General features: G+C 62.7%; 21 protein-coding genes. 7 read left to right on the top strand and 14 right to left on the bottom strand.

Annotation, left to right across the window (positions count from 1 at the left end; translation table 11 throughout):
* Positions 1-36 precede the first annotated feature (36 nt).
* Complete coding sequence (locus P0D80_RS02110; RefSeq protein WP_408280714.1) at positions 37-1080, top strand: S1C family serine protease; 1044 nt, start codon at positions 37-39, stop codon at positions 1078-1080.
* A gap of 127 nt (positions 1081-1207) precedes the next feature.
* Here P0D80_RS02110 and ggt read toward each other — a convergent pair whose 3' ends face one another.
* From ggt to P0D80_RS02080, 6 genes are all read right to left on the bottom strand, one after another.
* Complete coding sequence (gene ggt, locus P0D80_RS02105) at positions 1208-2941, bottom strand: gamma-glutamyltransferase (protein WP_408280709.1); 1734 nt, start codon at positions 2939-2941, stop codon at positions 1208-1210.
* A gap of 218 nt (positions 2942-3159) precedes the next feature.
* A complete protein-coding gene (locus tag P0D80_RS02100; protein WP_408280706.1) occupies positions 3160-4563 on the bottom strand; it encodes an MFS transporter in 1404 nt (467 codons plus the stop codon).
* Positions 4564-4783: 220 nt separating this feature from the next.
* Positions 4784-5548 (bottom strand): phosphocholine cytidylyltransferase family protein, encoded by a 765-nt coding sequence (locus tag P0D80_RS02095; protein ID WP_408175208.1) that lies wholly within the window; start codon positions 5546-5548, stop codon positions 4784-4786.
* Between the two features lie 27 nt (positions 5549-5575).
* A complete protein-coding gene (locus tag P0D80_RS02090) occupies positions 5576-6595 on the bottom strand; it encodes a lysylphosphatidylglycerol synthase domain-containing protein (RefSeq protein ID WP_132378230.1) in 1020 nt (339 codons plus the stop codon).
* Entirely contained in the window at positions 6592-7404 is an 813-nt protein-coding gene (locus P0D80_RS02085) for a HalD/BesD family halogenase (RefSeq protein WP_408280704.1), read from the bottom strand. The genes P0D80_RS02090 and P0D80_RS02085 overlap by 4 nt, the downstream gene beginning before the upstream one ends.
* The gene (locus P0D80_RS02080) at positions 7401-8102 is read right to left on the bottom strand and encodes a CDP-alcohol phosphatidyltransferase family protein (RefSeq protein ID WP_408175211.1); all 702 of its coding nucleotides are present in this window, start codon (positions 8100-8102) and stop codon (positions 7401-7403) included. Before P0D80_RS02080 ends, P0D80_RS02085 begins: the two co-directional genes overlap by 4 nt.
* Positions 8103-8343: 241 nt before the next feature.
* Between P0D80_RS02080 and P0D80_RS02075 the strand changes: the two genes are divergently transcribed.
* On the top strand, positions 8344-8778 hold the full coding sequence (locus P0D80_RS02075; protein ID WP_408175213.1) for a hypothetical protein: 435 nt from the start codon (positions 8344-8346) through the stop codon (positions 8776-8778).
* Positions 8779-8910: 132 nt separating this feature from the next.
* On the opposite strand, the gene P0D80_RS02070 is transcribed toward P0D80_RS02075, so the two are convergent.
* Complete coding sequence (locus tag P0D80_RS02070) at positions 8911-10863, bottom strand: PhoX family protein (protein WP_408280701.1); 1953 nt, start codon at positions 10861-10863, stop codon at positions 8911-8913.
* 221 nt (positions 10864-11084) lie between these two features.
* Positions 11085-11621 carry a hypothetical protein gene (locus P0D80_RS02065; protein ID WP_408280698.1) on the bottom strand — a complete coding sequence of 179 codons (537 nt, stop codon included), beginning with the start codon at positions 11619-11621 and terminating at the stop codon, positions 11085-11087.
* A 628-nt stretch (positions 11622-12249) separates the two neighbouring features.
* Between P0D80_RS02065 and P0D80_RS02060 the strand changes: the two genes are divergently transcribed.
* The 3 genes from P0D80_RS02060 (at position 12250) to P0D80_RS02050 (ending at position 14718) form a co-directional block, all read left to right on the top strand.
* Positions 12250-13401: a porin gene (locus P0D80_RS02060; protein ID WP_408280695.1), complete on the top strand. Its 1152-nt coding sequence runs from the start codon at positions 12250-12252 to the stop codon at positions 13399-13401.
* A gap of 191 nt (positions 13402-13592) precedes the next feature.
* Entirely contained in the window at positions 13593-14063 is a 471-nt protein-coding gene (locus tag P0D80_RS02055; RefSeq protein WP_408280693.1) for a hypothetical protein, read from the top strand.
* A 139-nt stretch (positions 14064-14202) separates the two neighbouring features.
* Entirely contained in the window at positions 14203-14718 is a 516-nt protein-coding gene (locus tag P0D80_RS02050) for a metal-dependent hydrolase (RefSeq protein ID WP_408280690.1), read from the top strand.
* A gap of 3 nt (positions 14719-14721) precedes the next feature.
* On the opposite strand, the gene P0D80_RS02045 is transcribed toward P0D80_RS02050, so the two are convergent.
* From P0D80_RS02045 to P0D80_RS02035, 3 genes are all read right to left on the bottom strand, one after another.
* Positions 14722-15543: an AraC family transcriptional regulator gene (locus P0D80_RS02045; protein WP_408280688.1), complete on the bottom strand. Its 822-nt coding sequence runs from the start codon at positions 15541-15543 to the stop codon at positions 14722-14724.
* A gap of 71 nt (positions 15544-15614) precedes the next feature.
* Complete coding sequence (gene epsC / locus P0D80_RS02040) at positions 15615-16541, bottom strand: serine O-acetyltransferase EpsC (RefSeq protein WP_132378247.1); 927 nt, start codon at positions 16539-16541, stop codon at positions 15615-15617.
* Positions 16542-16667: 126 nt separating this feature from the next.
* Positions 16668-16901, bottom strand: coding sequence for a hypothetical protein (locus P0D80_RS02035; protein WP_132378249.1), 234 nt, complete (start codon positions 16899-16901; stop codon positions 16668-16670).
* Between the two features lie 333 nt (positions 16902-17234).
* Here P0D80_RS02035 and P0D80_RS02030 point away from each other — a divergent pair, with 333 nt between their 5' ends.
* Both P0D80_RS02030 and P0D80_RS02025 read left to right on the top strand, forming a co-directional pair.
* A complete protein-coding gene (locus tag P0D80_RS02030) occupies positions 17235-17687 on the top strand; it encodes a DUF3005 domain-containing protein (protein WP_408175379.1) in 453 nt (150 codons plus the stop codon).
* A gap of 215 nt (positions 17688-17902) precedes the next feature.
* Positions 17903-18508, top strand: a complete 606-nt coding sequence (locus P0D80_RS02025) for a short chain dehydrogenase (protein ID WP_132378251.1) — start codon at positions 17903-17905, stop codon at positions 18506-18508.
* A 101-nt stretch (positions 18509-18609) separates the two neighbouring features.
* On the opposite strand, the gene araD is transcribed toward P0D80_RS02025, so the two are convergent.
* Genes araD through P0D80_RS02010 form a run of 3 tightly spaced genes read right to left on the bottom strand, consistent with a single transcriptional unit; the run spans position 18610 to position 22217 of the window.
* Positions 18610-20361, bottom strand: a complete 1752-nt coding sequence (araD, locus tag P0D80_RS02020) for an L-arabinonate dehydratase (protein ID WP_408280684.1) — start codon at positions 20359-20361, stop codon at positions 18610-18612.
* A gap of 45 nt (positions 20362-20406) precedes the next feature.
* A complete protein-coding gene (locus tag P0D80_RS02015; RefSeq protein ID WP_408175222.1) occupies positions 20407-21345 on the bottom strand; it encodes an ABC transporter permease in 939 nt (312 codons plus the stop codon).
* A complete protein-coding gene (locus tag P0D80_RS02010; RefSeq protein ID WP_408280679.1) occupies positions 21345-22217 on the bottom strand; it encodes an ABC transporter permease in 873 nt (290 codons plus the stop codon). Before P0D80_RS02010 ends, P0D80_RS02015 begins: the two co-directional genes overlap by 1 nt.
* Positions 22218-22219 lie beyond the last annotated feature (2 nt).

Here is a 22219-nt window from a genome sequence, read left to right as displayed (position 1 = left end):
CCCGCATCTGCCATTCCGTTTATCCGGAGCATCGCCATGGGAAGCCGCCCACGCTTCGTCGATGACCTGTCGCGCGCCGCATCCGACGCCCCCGGGCCCGAGACACTCAATCCTTTATCCGACGACGCCCTGCTCGACGCCTACTCCCGCACCGTGATCGGCGCGCTGGAACGCGTTCAGCAAGCCGTCGCTTTCATTGCCGTCGAACGCCGCCTGCCCGGCGAGCCGTCCGGCCGCGCACGCGGCTCGCGCGGCGGCACCGGCTCGGGCTTTCTGTTCACGCCCGACGGTTATCTGCTCACCAATAGCCATGTCGTGCACGGCGCCACCCATATCACCGTGACGCTCGCCGACGGCGCGAAATTCGACGCCGATCTGGTCGGCGACGATCCCGGCAGCGATCTGGCCGTTTTGCGGATCGGCTCGCCGGAGCCCTTGCCGCATGTCGAACTCGGCGAGTCGTCGAAGCTGCGCGTCGGGCAGATTGCGATCGCGGTCGGCAATCCGCTCGGCCTCGCGCAAACCGTCACGACGGGCGTGGTGTCGGCGCTCGGCCGCTCGCTGCGCTCGAACTCGGGCCGCATGATCTACGACGTGATCCAGACCGACGCCGCACTCAATCCCGGCAATTCGGGTGGTCCGCTGATCAATTCGGCGGGCCAGGTGATCGGCGTGAATACCGCGATCATTCCCGGCGCGCAGGCCATCTGCTTTGCCACGGCCATCGACACCGCCAAGTGGGTCATCATGCAGATCTTCGCGCATGGCCGCGTGCGGCGCGCGTATATCGGCGTGGCGGGCACCACCAGGCCGCTGTCGCGCCGTGTGCAGCGCTACTTCCGCTTGAACTCGGAAAGCGGCGTGCATGTCATGGAGATCGTCAAAGGCAGCCCGGCCGCGCTCGGCGGTCTGCGCACCGACGATACGATCATCGCGATCGATACGCAGGCCGTGCAGGACGTGGACAGTTTGCAGCGCACGCTCGACGCATCGCGGATCGACAGACCCGTCAACGTGACGGTGTTGCGCGGCGCGCAGCGGCTCGAATTGACGTTGACGCCGGTCGAGCAGGCTAGCTGAAGCAACGTTAGCCAGCACGCCCTCGCCCACAAATAAAAAGCCTCGCGTTCAGTCAAACGCGAGGCTTTTTATTAACCAGCGGCGCATCTCATTTCAAGACGCGCCGCCCAATTCCCTGCAAAAACGCTTACTGGATCACGCGCGTCACACCACGGCCGCGCGGATCGGCCGCGGCTTCCGGTGTATCGCCGTTGACCTTGATCGCCTGGATATCGCCGCTGAAATCCTGCCCCTTCAGCGTGTAGCCCTTGGCTTCGATCTGCTTGGCGAGTTCACCCTCGATCGGCTTGTACGGCTCCCAAAAGATCGTGTTCGGCGGCAACAGCTGATGATGGAAGCGCATCTCGGCGACAGCCTGCTGCAGCGGCATGTTGTAGTCGTAGACGTTGTTGATCACCTGGAAGATCGACGTGAAGATGCGCGAGCCGCCCGGCGTGCCGATCACGAGCGACACCTTGCCGTCCTTCGTGAGGATCGTCGGGCTCATCGAGGAGAGCGGCCGCTTCTTCGGTTCGATCGAGTTCGCGTCGCTGCCCACCACGCCGAACATGTTCGCGACGCCCGGCTTCGCGGAGAAGTCGTCCATCTCGTCGTTCAGCACGATGCCCGTGCGATCCGCCACCACGCCCGAACCGAAATAGCCGTTGATGGTGTACGTGTTCGACACGGCGTTACCCCACTTGTCGATCACCGAGAAGTGCGTGGTTTCCGCTTTCTCCGGCATCGACGTGCCGAGGCCGGCCTGAATGCTCTTCGTGTCCGACGGCGTGTTCGGATTCACTTCGGCGGCGCGCTTGGCGATATACGCGTCGTCGGTCAATTGAGCGACCGGCACCTTGTAGAAGTCAGGATCGCCGAGGTACTGCGCGCGGTCGGCGAATACGCGCTTTTCGATTTCCGCGATCAGATGCACGTATTGCGCGGAATTGAGCGTGACGTCCTTGAAGTCGGGCGCAATGTCGGCCTTCATTTTCAGCAGTTGCACGAGACCGATACCGCCCGAGCTCGGAGGCGGCGCGGTGTAGACGCGATAGCCGTTCCAGTCGGCCTGGATCGGCTGACGCCACACTGCTTTGTACTGTTGCAGATCGGCCTTGGTGATCAGGCCGTGACCGCGCATGGACGCCGCGATCAGGTCAGCCGTCTTGCCCTGATAGAAATCTTTGGCGCCTTGATCCGAAATGCGCTGCAACACAGCAGCCAGATCCGGCTGCTTGAAGTTGACGCCCTGCTTCAGATTGCCGAAGTAGGTATCAAAGTTGGTCTTGCCGGCGAAGTCTTTCGCGGCATCGTCACGGCGTTCCTGCAATTGCTGGCTGACCTCGAAACCATCGCGCGCATAGTGGATGGCCGGTGCGAGCACCTGCTTCCACTTGAGCTTGCCGAAGCGGCGCTGCGCCTGCCACATGCCGTCGACGGTGCCCGGCACGCCCACTGCACGGTAGCCGAACAGGCTCATGCCTTTGATGACCTCGCCCTTGTCGTCGAGATACATGTTCTTGGTCGCGGCCAGCGGAGCGCGCTCGCGGTAGTCGAGAAAGTACGGCTTGCCGTCGACATAGAGCGTCATGAAACCGCCGCCGCCGATGTTGCCCGCTTCCGGATACGTCACGGCAAGCGTGAAGGCGATCGCTACGGCCGCGTCGACCGCGTTGCCGCCTTCCTTGAAGATCTGCTCGGCGGCGTCGGCGCTGAACTTGTCCGCGACCGCGATCGCGGACGCGGTGAGTACGGCTGGTTGAGCTTTCGCGGGCGGTTTCGCGAGTGCGGGCGTGGCCTCGAGAAACCCGGTTGAGACAGAGACGAGTGCGACCAGCGCGAATCCGCTTGCCGACGATTTAACGTTGCGGAACAACTTCATTGCCTATCCCCCAAGACGACTTTTATCCGATGAATACAGATGTCTTGGAGGTTTATAACATGTGAACTGCTCGCTTGCGAAGCCGCTAGATGTCGTAGGGTCTATGTTGCGGCACACAAAAACACCGGTTCGACGGCATGCAAAAACGCTTGTCAAAAACGCCCGAGACAGAGGCATTTAGCCACATGCCGCAGACCATGGCGCACCACGTATTGCGCTTACGCCCGCCCGCGACTGCCGCGCGCAATCTCATCGCCGGCGCCGTGCGGCAGTCGCGCGGTGATGGGAATCGACATGAACGAGAACAGACCGACCACGAGAAAAGCCGGCCAGAAATCGGAGAACACAATGGTCGAATGACCCTGCACGTTGTGCGAAATCTGCAGCACGATACCCGCGATCGTCACACCGAGCCCCAACGAAATCTGCTGGATCACGCTCGCGACGCTCGTCGCGCGGCCCACGTCGCGGCTCGGAATATCCGCGTATGCCAAGGTATTCAACGAGGTGAACTGCAGCGACGGAAAGAAGCCGCCGAACAGCACGACACACCAGATCAGCCAATGCGGCGTGCCGGGAAAGAACAGACCGTAGACCGCGATGGCGAGGCCCGCACAGCCCGCGTTGAACATCAGCACGGTGCGGAAACCGAAGCGCTCGAGAATGCGCGACGCGGCCGCCTTCATGAAGATCGAGCCGAACGCGGACGCGCACGTGATCGACCCCGACTTGAACGCCGTCATGCCGAGCCCTTCCTGCAATGCGAGCGGCAACAAAAACGGCACGGCGCCGAGACCGACACGAAACAGCGAGCCGCCCACCACGCTCGCGTGAAAACTCGGGATGCGCAGCAGTCGCAGATCGAGCACAGGCAGTTCGACGCGACTCGCGTACAGCATGTACAACGTCAGCAACACCACGCCGATCACGCACATGCCGACCGACACCGTGTTCGACACCAACTCGCCGCCCACCAGCGAAAGCCCCAGCATGAACAGCGACGCTCCGCTCGCGGACAAAAAGAAACCAGTCCAGTCGAGCCGGCCCGGATGCGCTTCGCGCACGTTGGCAATGTGTTTGTTCGCGAGCCAGATGCCGAGCAGGCCAATTGGAATGTTGATGAAAAAGATCAGACGCCAATGCAGATAGGTCGTGATGAAGCCGCCCAGCGGCGGCCCGACCACCGGTCCAAGCAAAGCCGGCACCGTCAGATAGTTGACCGCGCGAATGAAGTCGGACTTCGGCACCGAACGGAAAATGATGATGCGGCCCACCGGCACCATCATCGCGCCGCCGAGGCCTTGCACGAAGCGCGCAACCACGAACGTGCCGAGCGACGTGGAAGCCGCGCACATCAGCGAGCCGGCCATGAAGACGCCGATGGCCGTGCGAAATACCGTGCGCGAGCCGAAGCGGTCAGCGACCCAACCGCAGATAGGAATGAAGACGCCGAGGCCGATGACATACGCCGTCACGGCGAGCTTGAGGGTGATGGGATCCTGGCCGAGATCGCGCGCCAGAACCGGCAGCGACGTCACGATGACCGTGCCGTCCACGTTTTCCATGAACATCGCACACGCGACGATCAGCGGAACAATGAAAGTGCCTAAAGCGAGAGGCATTGGCAAGGCGACGGGTTGCAAGGCCGTCGGTGTAAAGCGTCGATTATGGCATCGCATCGGCAACAGATGTTGTTGCGCGAGGTCTTTTCGCACGCGCGATGGTTGAGCGTGCAACGAAGCACCGGGCGATGCAAATGTTCGAGGGATAAGCACAAAAAGGTTGAGCCGGCATTCAGCCGGCTCAACCTTCGATACGTCAGCGAAGAGGCAGACGAACTGCTTAGCGCGATGCGCTGACCAGCGGCTGCAACTGCGGCAGGATCTCGGTGCTCGCGCGAGCCACGTCGTTCGGGAAGTCGATTTCGATCCAGGGTGCGCCGGTCACGTCGGCGGTATCGAACACCTGGCTGCGCTCAAGCAGCAGATCGCGTACCGCTTCTTCGTGCGGCATGTTGGCCCGGTCGCTGTCCACGTAGCCGGCCACGATCTGCGCAAAGCGCTGCGCGGTTTCCTGACGGAAGCGGAAGAACCCGACCGATTCGCCGATGGTGTCGTACTCGAGATTGACGGCGAGCTGCTTGCGCAACTCGACCGGCACGCCGTCTTTCAGACACAGCTTGACGGGTTCGTCGCCGGCTTCGAAATCACGGTCGATCAACAGGCGGTTGACCGTCTCACCCGCCACCAGAGCAGCCAGAATGCGCTCGTCGTAGAGCACGTCGGCGTCCATCAACAGCACGTCGCCGCCGCGCGTCAGCGCCTCGGCCACCGTGTGCACCGTCAGCACGCTGCCCAGGTCGTAACGCGTGTTCAGCACCGTTTCCACCTTGTGCGGCCAGTTGATGCGCTCCAGTTCCGCCTGCACCGATTCCGGCTGAAAGCCGAGCGCCAGCACGACTTCCGTCACGCCGGCGGTTTCGAGCATTTGCAGATGCCGTTCGAGCAGGCTCATGCCGTCGAATTGCAACAGACACTTCGGGAACTGAGCTTCCGGCGGTTGCTGGAGACGCAGGCCGAGGCCCGCTGCGAGGATGATGGCACGCATGCGCGGTCCTTTGAAAAAATACGGAGTTTAATCGACAACCGGCACGCGCCCTGTCGCGCGGCGCCGTTGCCAGCTTCGTTCGCTGAAGTGCAAAACCAGCAGACCCGGCAAGCCTAGCAGGATTTCGCGGGCGCGCTTGGCGAGCGACAACGCCAAGGCCGCGTCCGGCGGCAAACCCACCAGCGGCGCGAGCAGCAGATAGCCGCCTTCCTGCACGCCGAGCGAACCGGGAATCATGAACGCCGCGCCGCGAATCGCTTGCCCCAGGCTTTCGAGCAACAGGGCGTCGACCCAATCGACCGGATGACCGAGAAAGCGCAGCGCGAGCCACACCTCCACCGTGCCGACGATCCAGCCCAGCAGGCTCATCAGGAAGCTCGCCGCCACGCGGCCGCGCTCGCGGTACATGGCCTGCACGGCGGCATCGACGGCTTCGGCACGCGTCATCAACGAAGACCAGTCGCGCTTGCCGAAAAGCTTCGAGACCACACCGAGCAAGCGGCCGAACAGACCGCGCCGCTGTGCATAGTAGAACCCGACGATCATCGCGCCTAGCACGCCGGTGGCGATCAACGTCGCGGTCTGCAAATCGTGCAGCGCGCCGTGCGCGGCATAAGCGCCGAACAGCAACAGCCCGCCCAATGCGAAGAGAATTTGCGCGAGCGCCTGCGCGGTCGTGCTGACCGTGATCGCGGCAGCCGCATCGCGCATGCGCATGCCACGCTGGGACAGTTGCCGCACCATCACGACCGGGCCGCCGATCTGGCCGGCCGGCAACAGGCTATTCACCGACTCGCCGATCCAACGCGCGAACAGCGCGTCGCGCAAGGTCAGATCATGATGCACGCCGTCACGACGAGGATGAAACAGCACCGAGATCGCGCCGGCATCGAGAATCAGCGGCACGAGGTGAAACGCCGCGACGAGCGCGAGTCCCCAGCCGGCCGCGAGCAGCGTCGAGGCGACCGTGCCGAAACCCTGCCACGCGAGCAGGCCGACAAACAGCGCCGTCCCGATCGACAGCAGAATCAGGGCCGCGCGGCTCATGCGCGGTCCTTCCCGCGTTGGGTAATCTGACGAAACACCTGGCGGAAGCCGAAGTACGCAATCGCGTCCTTCATGTTCGAGATGAAACGACGCCACGGCCGCATGTTCGGATCCGTCACGTACTCGAAAGTGAGCGAGACGCGCATTTCGTTCGCGCCAGCGGGCGTGATGCGATGGCGCAGCTTGTCGCCGTCGAAAAACACGAGGCCGCCCGGCGGAATCTGCACCGAGCCCGGCTGATCCGCGATATCCGGATTGCGCGTGTGGAGCTCGTAGTCGAGCCGGCAAGACGATTCGTCGATCACGCCGAGCAGCAGCGTGTAACGGCGGCCGTCATAGTACGAAGTATCGTAGTGCCAGCCGATATGGTCGCCCGGCCGCGTGTAGTAATACAGCGCGTACGCATGCGGATCGTCGGCGGGCGAGAGCTGCAGCTTGTCGCCGCTCAGTTGCTCCAGCCAGCCGATCAATTCCTTCGAGCGGTACAGCTCGGCGACGAACGGCGCGAGGCGGTCGATCGTATGACGGCTGACGCTGCCGCCCTGCTTGTGACCCGGCAGATAGTTGCGGTTCACCTCGTCGAGCAGCGAACGCGCGCTGTGGACGAGCTGCGCCGTGACTTCGGGCGCGAGAAAGTCTTCCAGATAAAGAAACGCGCCCTGCTCCGCGAAATCCTTGCGCAGACGCGGGTTGTCGAACGCGCGCGTGCGGCTCGCGACCGCGCGGTCGGCATTCGGTGCGGGCGAGGCAGCCGGCGTACGTCCGACCGGAGCGGACGCGATCACGTCGTTTTCGGCCTGCGTACTCATTCGCTGGCCCACATTTGACTAGTTTCGGTCTTGCCGGCGGCAGCGGCCGCCGGGGTAGCGGCACGGCGCGCAACGCGCCAGTAGTCAATCACCACCCAAACAGCGAAAAGCGGCGCGCCGATCGACGCCACCACGACGAAGGGCAGCACGACGCTCGTCAACGTGACGATCGGCAGCAGATACAAGACGTCCTCAGTTTCGAAACCGCCGACGGATGCCTGCTTCGTGCCCGCCTTGCCGGCCATTTCCTCGATGCGCATGCGCAGGAAGAAAATCAGCGCGATCGCCACGCCGGCCACGCCGCCGAGCACACCCGGCGCGACCCTCAATCCGGCGATGTGCGTGGCGCCCGCTCCCACGCCCATGCCGACGAACAACATGACGGTGACAAGGGCATCGCAAGCGAGGTCGTAAAAATGACCGATCCGGCTCGACTTCCCGCCGATTCGCGCGAGTTCGCCGTCCGTATGGTCGACAAAATTCGACAGCACGATCAGGAAGGCGCCGGCGTTGACCCACGCGAATTCGCCGTGAGCAAGGCAGAGCGCGCCTGCCAGCCCGATCAGCAGGCGCAGCGTGGTCAGATGGTTCGGCGTGACCCACGTGTTCACGAGCGGAGTCACGAGCCGGCGGGCGAGCCGCGCGTCCCATGTTCTGGGCGGCGGAACGTTAATTGGAGGTTGGGGTCGCGAATTCATAACCCGGAAATATATACGGGATCGCAAAAGATTGCTTTCTTACTGTACGTTTCTTTACCCTCCGCGCGTTGCCGATCTGTGCTGACTGTAAAGCAAGATTTGCCGAATCGCGATAAAGTGCAAACCAGTTGCGCCTGCCCTCAAGGGGATCACGTCGATGCGCAACGTCTTTTCGGGTCTCGAGATCACGCCACCGCCCGTTGCGAACACACTACATCGAATCGGGTGGCCGTCCACGCTTATGAAACGCTTTCTTTCGTCTGTACTCCTTGCTCTGGTGGCCGCCGCGCTGCCGCTCGCCAGTTACGCCACCGCGCTCGACGCGCCGCTCGCCTGCAATGAAAGCGGCCATCAGTTCATTGCCGACCTTGCGGAGCAACAGATGATCGACCCGAAGCCCACGCGCGTGGAGAGCAATTCGATCAATGCCTTCTCGCCGACCTCCGGCGCGGATCTGACCGCATACGGCTTTCGCGTGTTCGCGGTGGTCGGCTACGAAAAAGACGATCCCATGTTCCGCGTCGGCGACGGCGAGCCGGTCGCACGTTCGGCCTACGGTGTCGTGGTGTTCGGCAGCGAAGCCAAGGTTCGGAACGCGATTGCCGGCACCGGCAGCACGGCGATCGTGCACCGCGTAGCGCCGCTTATTACGGCGATTTTTTGTAAGCGGAGTTGAGGCGGCGCGCGGTCACCATGCTTGCGGGAACGGGCCGGCCGAAGAGAGGGACGCCGGGTTTCGGCGTTCCTGTGCGCGGCCTGACCGACACGCCATCACGCGCGCGGCAGGCCGATCCCACTCACACCCTTTTTACAACTTGATCCCCGCCGGATCCGCCGTCAGATATCCCACCGTCGCCCCGAACCGGTCCTTGTAGTTCGCCCGCACGAGCGGATCGAGCGTCGATTTGATCTTGTCGTGCAACGGACTTTCCCAATCGCCGACGTGCTGAAAGTTGCTCATCACGTAAGTCCAGCCATTGATTTCGTCGACGGCGTGCAGGCCCGTCGACTCGGCGCCCGCCGGACACGAGAGCACGCGCGCGAGCGTCTTCGTGTCGACGTTGTACGCCCACAGGAAGTTGTTCACGTGCATGCCGCTGTCTTCGCCGATAAAGAGCGTGCGCAGCTTCTCCGAGAACTTCAGGTTGTCCGGGTTCGCAATCCGCTCGGGGTTAGCGGTGTTGCCGAGCGCATCGGCCGCTGACAGATCCTCGCCGACCAGCGCCGCCGGCGCGGCCATGTCGACCGGCACCCATTCGCTGTTGATCGCGGTGCCGCTGCGGTCGCGCTGGCCGCCCTTCATGTTCAGCGCGTAGACCGCGCCGGCGTTGATGGTCTTGTCGACGGCCACGTCGGTGGATGCCGCATTGCCGCGCACCATCGACTTCTCGATGCGCGACATCGCCGAATACAGCACCTTGTCCTTGATATTGACCGTCGTGCCTTCGAGTTTCGTGAAGCCCATGCTGCCGCCGGCCAGCGCCGCGTAGCGATGCGTCTCGAGGAACGTCGCCGCCTGGATCATGCCGGGCTTGATGCGCACCCAGTTGAAGGTGCCGTTGTAGTTGATCTTCGTGTAGGCCGGATCGAGCGGGTCTTTGGTCGCGACGTCCATGATGTCGCTCGCGCGCAACTGGTTGGCGAGCGCCTCGATTTCGTCGCTGGTCGCGTGGCCCAGGTTGATCCACGACAGCGTCGCCGCGCCCGCGCCGCTCGCGGACACTTGCGTCCACTTCGCGACGTACAGCGTGCCCGCCGACAGATCGGCTTCGCGATCCGCGATGAACATGAACAGGCCGCCGTTGGTCGCGTCGTCGCCCATCAGCACGGTGCGCTTGTCCGGCATCACCTGAATCAGCTCGTGCGAAATGCGGCCGAGGCAGTAGTGCTTTTTGATCGTGCCTGTGCCATCCGGATTGACGGTGACTTCCGGCAGATGCCCGTAGTGATACGGGTTCGCGGTGGTTTCATCGCCATACAGGCTACGGCTGAAGCCCTTGAACTGGCTGTTGCCGGCAATCGTGGTGGCGTCCGGCTCATACTCCTCGCTCGACAGATGCGTATTCCACGGCGACAGGCTCGCGCCGCAGGTGATCCACAAACCGTGCGCCTTCGATGTATCGACGTTCGAATACCCCGCCAGCGTGAGCTTGCCGGTGGCCGGATCCTGATCGAGCGTGAGCACGGCGATCGGCGACGGCAGTTGGCCGTACATCGACACCAGACTCTGATCGCGGGTCGCGTATTCAAACTGCACGACGGCGAACACGGCGTTGCCCTTGAGGCCCTTCACCGCCGGATTGTCGAGGCGGATCAGCGAGCTGCCGTCCGGGCAATCCGAGTAGAACTGGCGCTCTTTGCCCGCCACCGATTTATCGACGATCGGCTGATTGTTGATGTCGAAATAGCCGCCCGCGAGGATCGTGCCGCCCTTCACGTTCGGCACGCTGTCGCCGGTGACGAAGAACGGCTGATACGCCAGCTTGAACGCGCGGCTGCTGCCGTCGCTCAGTTGCACGGTCAAAGTCGAGGCGACCGTGGTCTTCGCCATGGCGGCGGGGTCGGCCAGCGTCGGCGCGGCCATGCTCGCGAATGCCGCGGAGACGAAGTTCGCGACCGGTTTGACCGGCGTCGCCAGTTCGTCGCTGCCCCCGCAAGCGGTCAGCATCGAAGCCGTGGCGAGCCCGCCGAGCGGCAGCATCGGCGCGCCCACGAGGAGTTTCAGGGCCTTGCGGCGGGAAAGGTCGAGCGGCTCTGCCATGTTGTCGTGATCCAGTGTTTGGGTAGCGTGGGCGGATGCACAGCCGGCACGCACTCAGACCCAAAACCACATGGTTCACGCTCGCGCCGCTATGACGCGAGGATTCTATGAAGCGAATGTGAAAGCATATTGACAGGTTTTAGTAATATTTTGTTCAGGCCGTTGGGGAGACAGCCTGGCCAGCCCCGGAGCCTGTCGCAGGCCGCGAGCGGAACCGATCTTTAACCTGGACGGCGAAACTCGTTCTCGACCCACGCCGCGGCGCTCGCCTTGCTGAGCTTGAAGTTGGGCGCGACCTGCACTTGCGCGAGCTGCTCGCCGAACGTGTCGAGCGCGGTCAACAACGCATACGGTTCGTCTTCGTCGGGAACGATGTCGAGCGTGATGTCGAGTTCGTCGTTGCCGTCCGCGCTCGCCACTCGCACTTCCTTATGGAGTTGCGCGCGCAGTTGCTGCTCGTGGCGCCGCAGCACTTCAGACGCGGTCTTCACCAGCGTGTTGAACGCCGAGGTGTCCAGCGGCTTCGGATCCTTCTTGTTGCGGCCCATCGTCCACGGACCGACGAGCGCGGGTTCCGCTTCGCCGTCCTTGATCATTTCGACGGCCCAGCCTTCGTCGTCTTCATTCTTGATGACGCGCGCGGTCCAGCCGTCGTCGCGCCACAGGCGTGCTTCGTGCACGGTCTCGCCCAGTTCGGACGAGCCTTCCGTCGTGAGATCTTCAGCGGTGTCGGACGATGGAAGGGGTGTATCGGTCATTACAGGTTCACTCACGTTCGCGGGGGCGGAAACACATCTCAAGCGCGCAATTCTACCCGCCTCGCACTCGGCGGATACGGGCCCTCTGACGAACGGACAAGCCACGGCGAGCGCATCGCCAATCGAAATAATCTATTTCCTTATTCGCGGGAACTTATAAACCGATTATAAAAAATCATAAAAAAAGCGGCCCGAAGGCCGCGTATAAAGATGAAAAATACACCCTTGGTCAAGGGGCAAGACGAATTGTAGAACCGTAATTCATCGTAATAGATCCCGCGAATTGGAAGAGTGCATTGCAGGAAATAGAATAAATCGACGAAATATCTCGAAATAGACGCTAATCCTTACTGCTCATGGCTTGTGGCGATTCGTCGCGATCAGGCAACAACACGCCATTGACACGGCATCCATGAATTCATAGCCGAACAGATTTTTTCTTTATTTACCCGCACTTAGACAATTCCGTATTCACCATTACGGATTCGAGAATTCATTGTTGTGTCATATGCGATTAAAGATAGGAATAGCAGGAATACACTTCGCAGCGGATCGTCAGCCCGCCGGCGCAATCGGCGGTGAGCACTGGAATGCGATTCCCCATGCACTGTTTCGGAGTTATCTAACCATGAAAAAAACCCTCATCGCAGCAGGCCTCCTGGGCGCGGTTGCCATCAGCGCCCATGCACAGAGCAGCGTGACCTTGTACGGCACGCTGGACGCCGGTCTCGTCTACTCGAACAACCAGGGCGGCCATAGCAACTGGCAACAAGGCAGCGGCTCGGTGTCGAACACCTACTTCGGCCTGCGCGGCAGTGAAGACCTCGGCGGCGGCCTGCATGCGATCTTCACGTTGGAGAACGGCTTCAACCTGAATAACGGTCAGGACACGGAAAGCAACACGATGTTCAACCGTCAGGCTTTCGTCGGTCTGAAGAGCGATCAGTACGGTGCGCTGACGCTCGGCCGTCAATACGATTCCGTGGTCGACTACCTGGCGCCGCTGTCCGAAGCCGGCGCGGGCTACGGCAACAACCTCGCGGCTCACCCGTTCGACAACGACAACCTCGATAACTCGTTCTCGATCAAGAACGCCGTCAAGTACACGAGCGCGAACTACGCGGGCCTGAAGTTCGGCGGCCTGTATGGCTTCAGCAATTCGGCCGGTGATTTCTCCAACAACCGTGCATGGAGCGTCGGCGCTTCGTATGACAACGGTCCGTTGAGCGTTGCCGCCGCTTACCTGCAACTGAACAAGTCGGGCAGCTCGAACCTGAGCGGCGCCGTGTCGCAAGGCGACGGCACCGCGGCGGTCGCAGCCGATCTGCAGCGCACGTATGGCGCGGGCATCAACTACACGTATGGCCCGGCAACGGTCGGCTTCGTCTATACGCACACACAACTCGACGGCATTACCGGCGTCGACGTCGGCGGCACGACGCTGCCCGGTGTCGCCGGCACCAACCTGCACCTGGACAACTACGAAGTGAACGGCCGCTATGCACTGACGCCGGCACTGAGCCTCGCGGCGTCGTACACGTTCACGGACGGCAAGATGTCCGGCTCGAACGGTTCGGGCGATCCGAAGTGGCACACGGTGTCGCTGCAAGGCGACTACTCGCTGAGCAAGCGTACCGACGTGTACGTGGAAGGCGTGTATCAGCATGCGTCGGGCGAGCTCGGCAACTTCGGCTCGAACGTCGCGGCGATCAACACCCTCGCACCGTCGTCGAACGGCAATCAGCTCGCAGCGGCAGTCGGCCTGCGTCATCGCTTCTAAGTATTTTCAGGTGGTACGTGCGCAGCGAATGTATCGATTCGCTTCGCGGACAACCCGCGCGTGACACGATCACGCCGCGGGTTTTTTATAGCCCTTACGTTTGGACACAATGCCGACGGCTGTGGATAGTGACGACGCGCACACCCGGTGGGTATACTGAACGCAGTTGCCTTCCTTGCCGCAACGTTGCGATGTCCTTGCGGTTGAACGGCGGCTTCGTCGCGAAGCATGACGTTGCGCTCTATCGCGTTGCGCTTCGCCCGCGCCCCAAGTTCCCGCGTACGACCGGGGACGCCGACGACCAGACCATGAAAAGACTTCTCCTGCTTGCCCCCGCTGCTGCCGCGCTCGCCGCGCTTGCCGGTTGCGGTTCTTCCAGCGGCCCAGCGCGCGACGCGTCCCTGCCGATGATGTACGTGTCGTCGCAACGCGCGCCTGCCTATATCGCCGATTGCCTCGAAAGCCGGTTGTCACGCGTGCGTATGTCGCGCGTCGGCGGCGCGACGGAGATCGCCGTCGGCTCGGATTCGAACAACTCGTATTTCGTGACGCTGACGCCGTCGAACACCGGCTCGGTCATCAAGGTGATGCATCCCGCGAACGCGCCAGACGATCCGCCGGAACCGGAAATGCGCTTCGATATTGCACGCTGCGCGACCTGAGCTTCGGTCGCACGCTTGCGTTTTGAAGGCTACGCCGACGCGCGATTTTTTTAACTCGCGTGTCGGCTATTTTTTTATCCGCTCATCTGCGAACATGGCCGCCCTTTGTTCTTGATGCGGCGCTCTGCCGCGAGTTTCGATGGCATCCAGCAAAGCACATCACGCTACCGGTTTTGCAGCCGGCGTCATCGCGGCGGCGATCGTCGCGCGCATCGGCGGCGGCGGTTCGTTTCATCTCGGCGTGGTGTTGAGTTTCATCACGGGTGTGATTGGCAGCACGGCGCCGGACTGGCTCGAAGTCGCGTGGTGGTCGCGCGCGCGGCGTCTGTGGATCACGCATCGCACGCTCACGCATTGGGGCGTGGGATGGCTCGCGTTGCTCGCGGTGTCGTACCACTGGCTCGGGCATTCCGTGTATGCCGCGCCGGCGTTCGGATTTGCCTGCGGCGGTCTGATGCATCTGTTCGCTGACTGGCCGAATCCATTAGGCGTACCGTGGATTGCCGGCCGGCATTCGTTGAATCTCTGGAATAGCGGGCACTGCGATCTGATCGTCGTGGCGGCTTCGTGGGCGGCGGCGTGGTTTATCGGGCAACACGTCTGGTTGCACGGCGTGCATGGCACAGCTTTGCTGCAGCATTTGCGAATCGGATAAACATCACCGCAGCGCGGCCGCGTAGTTCGCCGGCGTCACACCGAGTAAGCGCACGAACGCGCGCGTCATGTGACTCTGATCGGCAAAGCCCGCTGCGGCGGCTGCATCGGCAAGCGTCGCGCCCCGCGCGATCCATTGCCTCGCGAGCACCACGCGACGCTGCATTCTGTACGCGTGCGGCGGCAGACCCATTTCATGCGCGAAGCCACGCAGCAACTGAAAACGGCTCATGCCGGCATCGGCGGCGAGATCCGCCAGTGTGAGCGCAGAGGAAGGATCGTCGTCGATGCGTGCTTTCGCTTGCGCAATCGGACCCAACGCATCAGTCGACGATGAGCGTATCGGCCGCGTCGCATGCACGCGCACAAGATGCCCGAGCAGTTCGAGCAACGCCTCCTCGCGCGCCAGATCGTCCGGCACGAAAGGCACTTCCACCGCGACGCTGAAGAGCCGCTCGAACAAACGCTTCAGCAAAGGATCGTGCGCCACCGGCTGCGTGAGTTCGAGCTCGCGCGCCGCCGCGCCGGTCAGTTCACTCGCGGCGGTGACGAACATCGACGGTTCGAAATACAACATGCGCCACGTGCGCCCGCGCTCATCGAGCGGACTGCCGTCGTGGACTTCGCCGGGATTGACCATGATCGCGTCGTTGGCGCGCGCTTCGACGAGTCCGCGTCCGCTCGCCGACCGGTGCCCGCCGCTGAGGATCACACCGATGCCGAAGCGGTCGTGCGAATGGCGCGGAAACGCATGCGCAGTTTCGGCCACCGTCGCTTCGACGCCGGCAATCGCGCAGCGAGGCATGTGAACGCGGCCGCGCGGCATGGTTATCGCTCAGCAGCTGATAGGAGGTTTGCGCATCGAAACACGCGAGCACGCGCGAACGAAGCCGCGCATCACTGCCGCCCCTCGTCGGACCGCTCGCCTTCGCGGATCTTGCCTTGCGACACGCTGCTGCCCGGCGGCACGCTGTGCGTGAGCCACACGTTGCCGCCGATCACCGAGCCGCGACCGATCGTCACGCGCCCGAGAATCGTCGCGCCGGCATAGATCACGACGTCGTCCTCGACGATCGGATGGCGTGCGTTGCCTTTGACGAGCGTACCGTCGAGATCCGCGGCGAAACTCTTCGCGCCGAGCGTCACGGCCTGATACACGCGCACGCGCTCGCCGATGATCGCGGTCTCGCCGATCACGACACCCGTGCCGTGGTCGATAAAGAAGCTCGGCCCAATCGTCGCGCCGGGGTGAATGTCGATGCCGGTTGCCGAGTGCGCGATTTCGTTGATGAAACGCGCCAGCAACGGCACGCCCAGGCGATGCAGCGCGTGCGCGAGCCGATGATGCGTCATCGCCCATACGCCCGGATAGCAAAGCAGAATTTCGGTGATGTGCTGCGCAGCCGGATCACCGGTGAAAGCCGCCTGAATGTCGCTGACCAGCAGCGCGCGAATGCCCGGCAATTGCGTGCCGAATTCACGCGCGACGTCGAACGCGCGCGCTTGCAAATCCGCATCGGGTGTTTCACCGAACTCCGGCAAAAAACGCAGGGCGCGGCGAATCTGTTCCGCCAGCAGCCGCAACGTACTTTCAAGCGTATGGCCGACGTAATAGTCGACGGTTTCGTCAGTCAGATCGGGCGCGCCGTAGTGCGTGGGAAACAGCGCCGCGCGCAGGCCGGCGACGATGTTGATCACCGCTTCGCGCGACGGCAGTTCGCGAATGCCGAGCGGATGCCGCGTGCGATGCAATTCTTCACGCGACGCGCGCAAGTCGGCGACGATCTGTTCGAGGCCCCAGTTATGGGAAGGCACGTTAGGCATAAAAGGACAGCGCCGTGCGATGAGCAGGCTTCGAAGTGATTATGCCGAGAGATTACCGCGTTTTGCCGAGGCTCGCGCAGCACCGCGCGACGGCGTGCCATACGCGGCATGGCACGCCGGAGGCGCTCAGATGGTCACGCTGCTCGCATCGATCCAGCGCACGGCCCAATCGCGCGCATGAGCAATGGCGGCCGCTTCGTCACGAAAGCGCAAGTCGGTGGGGAAAAAACGGTTGGCGACCAGTTCGCCGTCGCTCGAGCGGGAGATGACTACGTAAGGTTGCCAAGTGCCATCGACCGCGCGTGCCGGCGCGCAATTTAACAAATAGCCGCGATGTGTGAATGCAGCATCGAAGTGCATGTGTCACCCGCCCTGACGGCCCCGTAAAATGTTTTGAGTGGCGCGCAGACGGTGCTGCCGGCCATGAAGAAATAGCCGGACCGAATGTCTTCAATTTAACCGCGCTTCGCTCGTCGGAGTAAGATCATACTCTGTAGAAAATACGCGTCCATTAAAAAAAACGAAAAGAATCCCGGACGCAATCGCCAGCCGAATACCTCACTTGCAACTGCGCATACAACTACGCATGCAACTGCGGACAAAGCGCAGTGAAAACAGGTGAATCAGGGTTTGTGCGAGGCGGAACGGGTTTTGCTGCATGTCACACCATGTCCTCTTCAAGGAGAACGCATGATGAACAGCGATATCAACAAGCCAGCAGACGCGAACCAGCCGGCGGCCACTCACGGCCCGAGTTCGACGGAACTGCACAACGACCGCACCCACGACAGCACCGTCGACACCGACGGCAAGAATCTCGAAGCCGCGCGCATAGCGGGCCACAGCCCGATCTCGCCAGACGAGATCACCACGAGCAATGCGACCCTCACGAACAGCGTGCCCGAGGCGCACGACGGCATGGCCGGCTTCGACAGCCGGGTTGGCGGCAATCATCTGCTGCTGGCGCTCGAGCCGGGCTGCACGGTGATCGACAAAGGCATGGTCGCGCCGCAGGGCGCATATTCGGCGGATCATCTATACGACGATCCGCGACCGGTTGGCAGCCGTCAGGAGCGCGGCCGTATCCATTACGCCCTTAATCATTTACGCCCGACCCGGCTGATCGAATTACATCGGGTGAAATAAACATTTGCGCTGCGTCCTGATTTGGTCCGTGTTTGAATTCAGACGCAGGCCCCGATTAATCAGTGTATTGCGAAGCGCGCACCGTTTGATTCGCGGTGCGCGCTTTTTCTTCGATTAGAAACTCAGGGTTGCAGGACCTACGCGTCGCGCAGACTGTTTCCTTCTGACGAACACGGGCAGAATCGACTGCACATCAACCCTCAACGGAGCAGTAGATGAAAAAGATCGTCGTGATCGGCGCCACCGGCACGCTGGGCCAGGCGGTGAGCGCGGAACTGAAGGCGCGCCATGAAGTGATCGAAGTGGGCGCGACGCGTGGGCAGTACCACGTCGACAGCACCGACCCGGCGAGCGTCGAGCGGCTCTTTCGCGAGATCGGCAAAGTGGACGGCGTCGTCACCACGACCGGCAAGGTGCATTTCGGTCCGCTGCCCGACATGAGCATCGAGCAGTTCTGGGTCGGCCTGCGCGACAAGCTGATGGGCCAGATCAACGTGGTGCTCGCGGCTCAGCAATACGTGAACGACGGCGGCTCGTTCACGCTGACGAGCGGCATCATCGGCGACGAGCCGATCCTGCAAGGCGCGAGCGCGACCACCGTCAATCTGGCACTCGAAGGTTTCGTGCGCGGCGCGGCGATCGAGTTGCCGCGCGGCATTCGCATCAACGTGGTGAGCCCGACCGTGCTCACCGAAGCAATGGACGCTTATGCGCCCTACTTCCGCGGCTTCGAGCCGGTGACGGGGCAGCGCGCGGCGATGGCCTATCTGCGCAGCGTGGAAGGCGCGCAGACCGGCCGCGTGTATCGCGTAGGATATTGAAGTGAAGGATTCACGCGATGCGGTCGAGCCGCATCGCGCCCTCTCCCAGTGTTTCGCCACTCTGCGGCGGCTGCGTCACGCTCTCGACGTCCCTCGTTGACTCAGTGAATCTCCGGCTCGCCCGTGGCGTCCGCATCCGGGGCCGCATGCGCGCCGCCGCGTTGCAGGAAATCGAAATCGCAACCTTGATTCGCTTGCATCACGTGCACCTGATGCATCGCGCCGTAGCCGCGCGTGAAACGCGGCGCCGGCTTGACCCACGTTTCCTTGCGGCGCGCGAGTTCCTCGTCCCTCACCAGCAGGTTGAGTTTGCGTCGCGGCACGTCGAGCTCGATCATGTCGCCGCTTTCGACCAGCGCAAACGGTCCGCCGATGAACGACTCGGGCGCGACATGCAACACGCACGCGCCGTAGCTCGTCCCGCTCATCCGCGCATCCGATATGCGCACCATGTCGCGCACCCCTTTTTGCAGCAACTTCCGCGGTATGGGTAATTGGCCCCATTCAGGCATACCCGGAGCGCCGACCGGCCCGGCATGCTGAAGCACGATCACACAGTTTTCGTCGATGTCGAGCGCTTCGTCGTCGATGCGCGCGGCCATGTCGTTGTAATCCTTGAACACCACTGCGCGACCCGTATGCACGAGCAGGTGCGGCTCAGCGGCGCCGGGTTTGATCACGGCACCGTCCGGCGCGATATTGCCGCGTAGCACCGCGAGGCCGCTATTGGGCAACAGCGGCCTGTCACGCCGGCGGATCACGTCGTCATTGAAAATCTCCGCGCCTTCGAGATTCTCACCAAGCGTGCGGCCGTTGACGGTTTTCTGCGAACGGTCGATCAACTCGCCGAGTTCAGCGAGCAAGGCGCGCAAACCGCCCGCATAGAAAAAGTCCTCCATCAGATACGCGCCGGTCGGGCGAACGTTCGCCAGCACCGGCGTGTGGCGCGAGATGTCGTCGTAGCGATCGAGCGTCAGTTCGATGCCGGCGCGGCGCGCGAGCGCGATCATGTGCACGATCGCGTTGGTCGAACCGGACAGCGCGAGGCAGGTGGTCACGGCGTTGTCGACGGAACCGGCGGTGAGCAGATCGGAGGGCTTGAGATCCTCCCACACCATCTCGACGATACGCATGCCGGTTTTCGCCGCCATTTGCGCATGACGCGAATCCGCTGCGGGAATCGACGCGAAACCGGGCAGCGTGAAGCCGAGCGCTTCGGCCGCGCTCGTCATGGTCGACGCGGTGCCCATGGTCATGCAGTGCCCCGGCGAGCGCGCAATGCCGCCTTCGATGCCTTGCCAGTCGTCTTGCGTGATCGTGCCCGCGCGCAGCTCCGCCCAGTACTTCCAGGCGTCGGAACCGGAACCGAGCGTCACGCCGTTCCAGTTTCCGCGCAGCATCGGGCCGGCGGGCAGAAAGATCGCCGGCAAATCCATCGAGATCGCGCCCATCAGCAAAGCCGGCGTGGTCTTATCGCAACCGCCCATCAGCACGACACCGTCGGCCGGATAGGAGCGCAGCGTTTCTTCGGCTTCCATGGCGAGGAAGTTGCGGTAAAGCATCGTGGTGGGCTTCTGGAACGGCTCGGAGAGCGTCTGCACCGGCAGTTCGACCGGAAAGCCGCCGGCCTGCCAGATGCCGCGCTTCACTTCCTCGACGCGCTGCTTGAAGTGCGTGTGACACGCGTTGATCTCACTCCATGTGTTGAGAATCGCGATGACCGGCTTGCCGGCGTATTCCTCGCGGTCATAGCCCATTTGCGCGGTGCGCGAGCGATGGCCGAACGAACGCAGATCGTTCACGCCGTACCAGCGGTGGCTACGCAATTCCTCGGGTTTCTTTCTCTTCGTCAACGTCTGCTCCACGATGTCTTTCGCCGTACCCCGCAAGGGCTTCCTTCAGCGCTTCTGCTCCTTCACTCGCGACACGATCTGCGTCGGGCTCACGAATTGCAGTGCAATCAACACCCAGATCAGCGTGATCGCCATATAGATCATCGCCATCGCATCGATCGATTGCGGCGCGCGCACGCCGGTTGAAAATACAGCGTAGTACAGGGCGACCACGAGCGTTTGCGTCGCCGGGCCCGCGGTAAAAAAAGTCAGCTCGAACATGCCGATGGTGCGCACGAGCACCAGCAAGCCCGCCGCCAGCATGCCGGGCACGAGCAGCGGCAGCAGCACGTAGCGGAAATAGCGGAACGTGTTGGCGCCGAAAATGCGCGCCGCCGCTTCGAGATTCGGATCGATCTGTTCGATGAACGGCGTCATCACGAGAATCACGAATGGCAGTGCCGGCACGAGATTGGCCAGGATCACGCCGCTCAGCGTGCCGGCGAGGCCGACCTTGTACATGACCGTCGCCATGGGAATGCCGTAGGTGACGGGCGGCACCATCAGCGGCAACAGGAAGATCAGCATGGCGACGCGCTTGCCTGGAAATTGCACTCGGGCGAGCGCATACGCCGCCGGCACGCCGAGCAGGACCGACAGCAGCACGACTGCGCCGACCACTTCGACGGTCACCCACAACACGCTCGCCAACTGGAAGTCGCTCCATGCCTGCGCATACCAATGCAGCGTGAAGCCTTGCGGCAACAAGGTGCCGAACCAGCGCGTCGCCACCGAATTGACTGCGACGGTCGCGATCAGCAGCACCACGTTGACGAGGAAGAACACCATGGCGCCCCACACCAGCACGCGCCAGATGCGGCCCGGCACGCTGGTGCGTTGCCGGGTTTGGCCCGCGCGCTTATCCGGCTCGCGCGCGCCGTCATCGTGATCCTTTGATGTCGACGCCGACCACGAAGGCTGCGCCGCGCGATGATCGGTCGTCATCAGCCTTTGCCTCCGGTTGCCGGACCGCTGTAGAAGAAGCGGCGCGCGCCGAGCAGCGCGGCGACCACTAGCAACTGCACGAAGCCCATCACCATCGCGATTGCGGACGCCAGCGAGTAGTCGTAGCTCTCGAATGCGGCTTCGGCGGCGGCAATCGACATCACACGTGTCGGCCCGGCGGGCGCGCCGAGCAACACTGCCGACGGAAACACCGAAAACGCCTGCACGAACGACAGACACGCCGCCATCGTCAAGCCCGGCACCAGCAGCGGCAGATAGATGCGGCGAAACTGCTGCCACGGACTCGCGCCGAGCGTCGCCGCCGCGGCCGCGAGCGTCGGGTCGATGCCGGTCACATACGACAGCGTCAACAGAAACGCAAACGGAAAACCCGACACTATCAGCGAGATCAGCACGCCCCAGAAGTTATGCGTAAAACGCACTTCGCGCGCATAGAGATGCAGACCGTGCAGCGCTTGCGGAAACCAGCCGTTCGGGCCGAAGTACGTGAGCATGCCGTCGGCGATCAACACGGTGCCGAGCGTCACGGGAATCACCAGCAGCGTCGTGACGAACTTCTGATAGCGCGAGTACCGGCGCAATGCGAACGCCACCGGCACCGAGACGCCCACGTTGATCAGCGTGGCGGGCACCGCGAGCTTGAGCGTGACGAGAATCGTCGGCCACATCGACGTGTCGGTGAAGAACGTCAGATAGTTGGCCCAGAGGCCGCCGCCGTTCATCGGCCGGAACGACAGCACCAGACCGTACGCAAACGGATAGATGAACAACGCGACGATGAAGAGCAAAGCCGGCGCGACGAGCCACGCCTTGGCGTCACGCGGAACGAGCGGCGGCGACAGCGTGGGCATGC

Origin of the sequence: Paraburkholderia sp. RL17-373-BIF-A (assembly GCF_046030175.1) — a bacterium.
Lineage (GTDB): Bacteria > Pseudomonadota > Gammaproteobacteria > Burkholderiales > Burkholderiaceae > Paraburkholderia.
This window is presented reverse-complemented; position numbering and strand designations above follow the sequence as displayed.

Coding starts and splice junctions, on each gene's coding strand:
- P0D80_RS02095 (WP_408175208.1), bottom strand. CDS start 5,548: ATGCGTGCCATCATCCTCGCAGCGGGCCTCGGCCTGCGTCTCCAGCAA.
- P0D80_RS02080 (WP_408175211.1), bottom strand. CDS start 8,102: ATGAATTCGCGACCCCAACCTCCAATTAACGTTCCGCCGCCCAGAACA.
- P0D80_RS02045 (WP_408280688.1), bottom strand. CDS start 15,543: ATGCCGCGCGGCCGCGTTCACATGCCTCGCTGCGCGATTGCCGGCGTC.
- P0D80_RS02070 (WP_408280701.1), bottom strand. CDS start 10,863: ATGGCAGAGCCGCTCGACCTTTCCCGCCGCAAGGCCCTGAAACTCCTC.
- P0D80_RS02050 (WP_408280690.1), top strand. CDS start 14,203: ATGGCATCCAGCAAAGCACATCACGCTACCGGTTTTGCAGCCGGCGTC.
- P0D80_RS02010 (WP_408280679.1), bottom strand. CDS start 22,217: ATGCCCACGCTGTCGCCGCCGCTCGTTCCGCGTGACGCCAAGGCGTGG.
- P0D80_RS02035 (WP_132378249.1), bottom strand. CDS start 16,901: ATGCACTTCGATGCTGCATTCACACATCGCGGCTATTTGTTAAATTGC.
- ggt (WP_408280709.1), bottom strand. CDS start 2,941: ATGAAGTTGTTCCGCAACGTTAAATCGTCGGCAAGCGGATTCGCGCTG.
- P0D80_RS02025 (WP_132378251.1), top strand. CDS start 17,903: ATGAAAAAGATCGTCGTGATCGGCGCCACCGGCACGCTGGGCCAGGCG.
- P0D80_RS02060 (WP_408280695.1), top strand. CDS start 12,250: ATGAAAAAAACCCTCATCGCAGCAGGCCTCCTGGGCGCGGTTGCCATC.
- P0D80_RS02085 (WP_408280704.1), bottom strand. CDS start 7,404: ATGAGTACGCAGGCCGAAAACGACGTGATCGCGTCCGCTCCGGTCGGA.
- P0D80_RS02100 (WP_408280706.1), bottom strand. CDS start 4,563: ATGCCTCTCGCTTTAGGCACTTTCATTGTTCCGCTGATCGTCGCGTGT.
- P0D80_RS02065 (WP_408280698.1), bottom strand. CDS start 11,621: ATGACCGATACACCCCTTCCATCGTCCGACACCGCTGAAGATCTCACG.
- epsC (WP_132378247.1), bottom strand. CDS start 16,541: ATGCCTAACGTGCCTTCCCATAACTGGGGCCTCGAACAGATCGTCGCC.
- P0D80_RS02090 (WP_132378230.1), bottom strand. CDS start 6,595: ATGAGCCGCGCGGCCCTGATTCTGCTGTCGATCGGGACGGCGCTGTTT.
- P0D80_RS02110 (WP_408280714.1), top strand. CDS start 37: ATGGGAAGCCGCCCACGCTTCGTCGATGACCTGTCGCGCGCCGCATCC.
- P0D80_RS02075 (WP_408175213.1), top strand. CDS start 8,344: ATGAAACGCTTTCTTTCGTCTGTACTCCTTGCTCTGGTGGCCGCCGCG.
- P0D80_RS02055 (WP_408280693.1), top strand. CDS start 13,593: ATGTCCTTGCGGTTGAACGGCGGCTTCGTCGCGAAGCATGACGTTGCG.
- P0D80_RS02030 (WP_408175379.1), top strand. CDS start 17,235: ATGAACAGCGATATCAACAAGCCAGCAGACGCGAACCAGCCGGCGGCC.
- P0D80_RS02015 (WP_408175222.1), bottom strand. CDS start 21,345: ATGACGACCGATCATCGCGCGGCGCAGCCTTCGTGGTCGGCGTCGACA.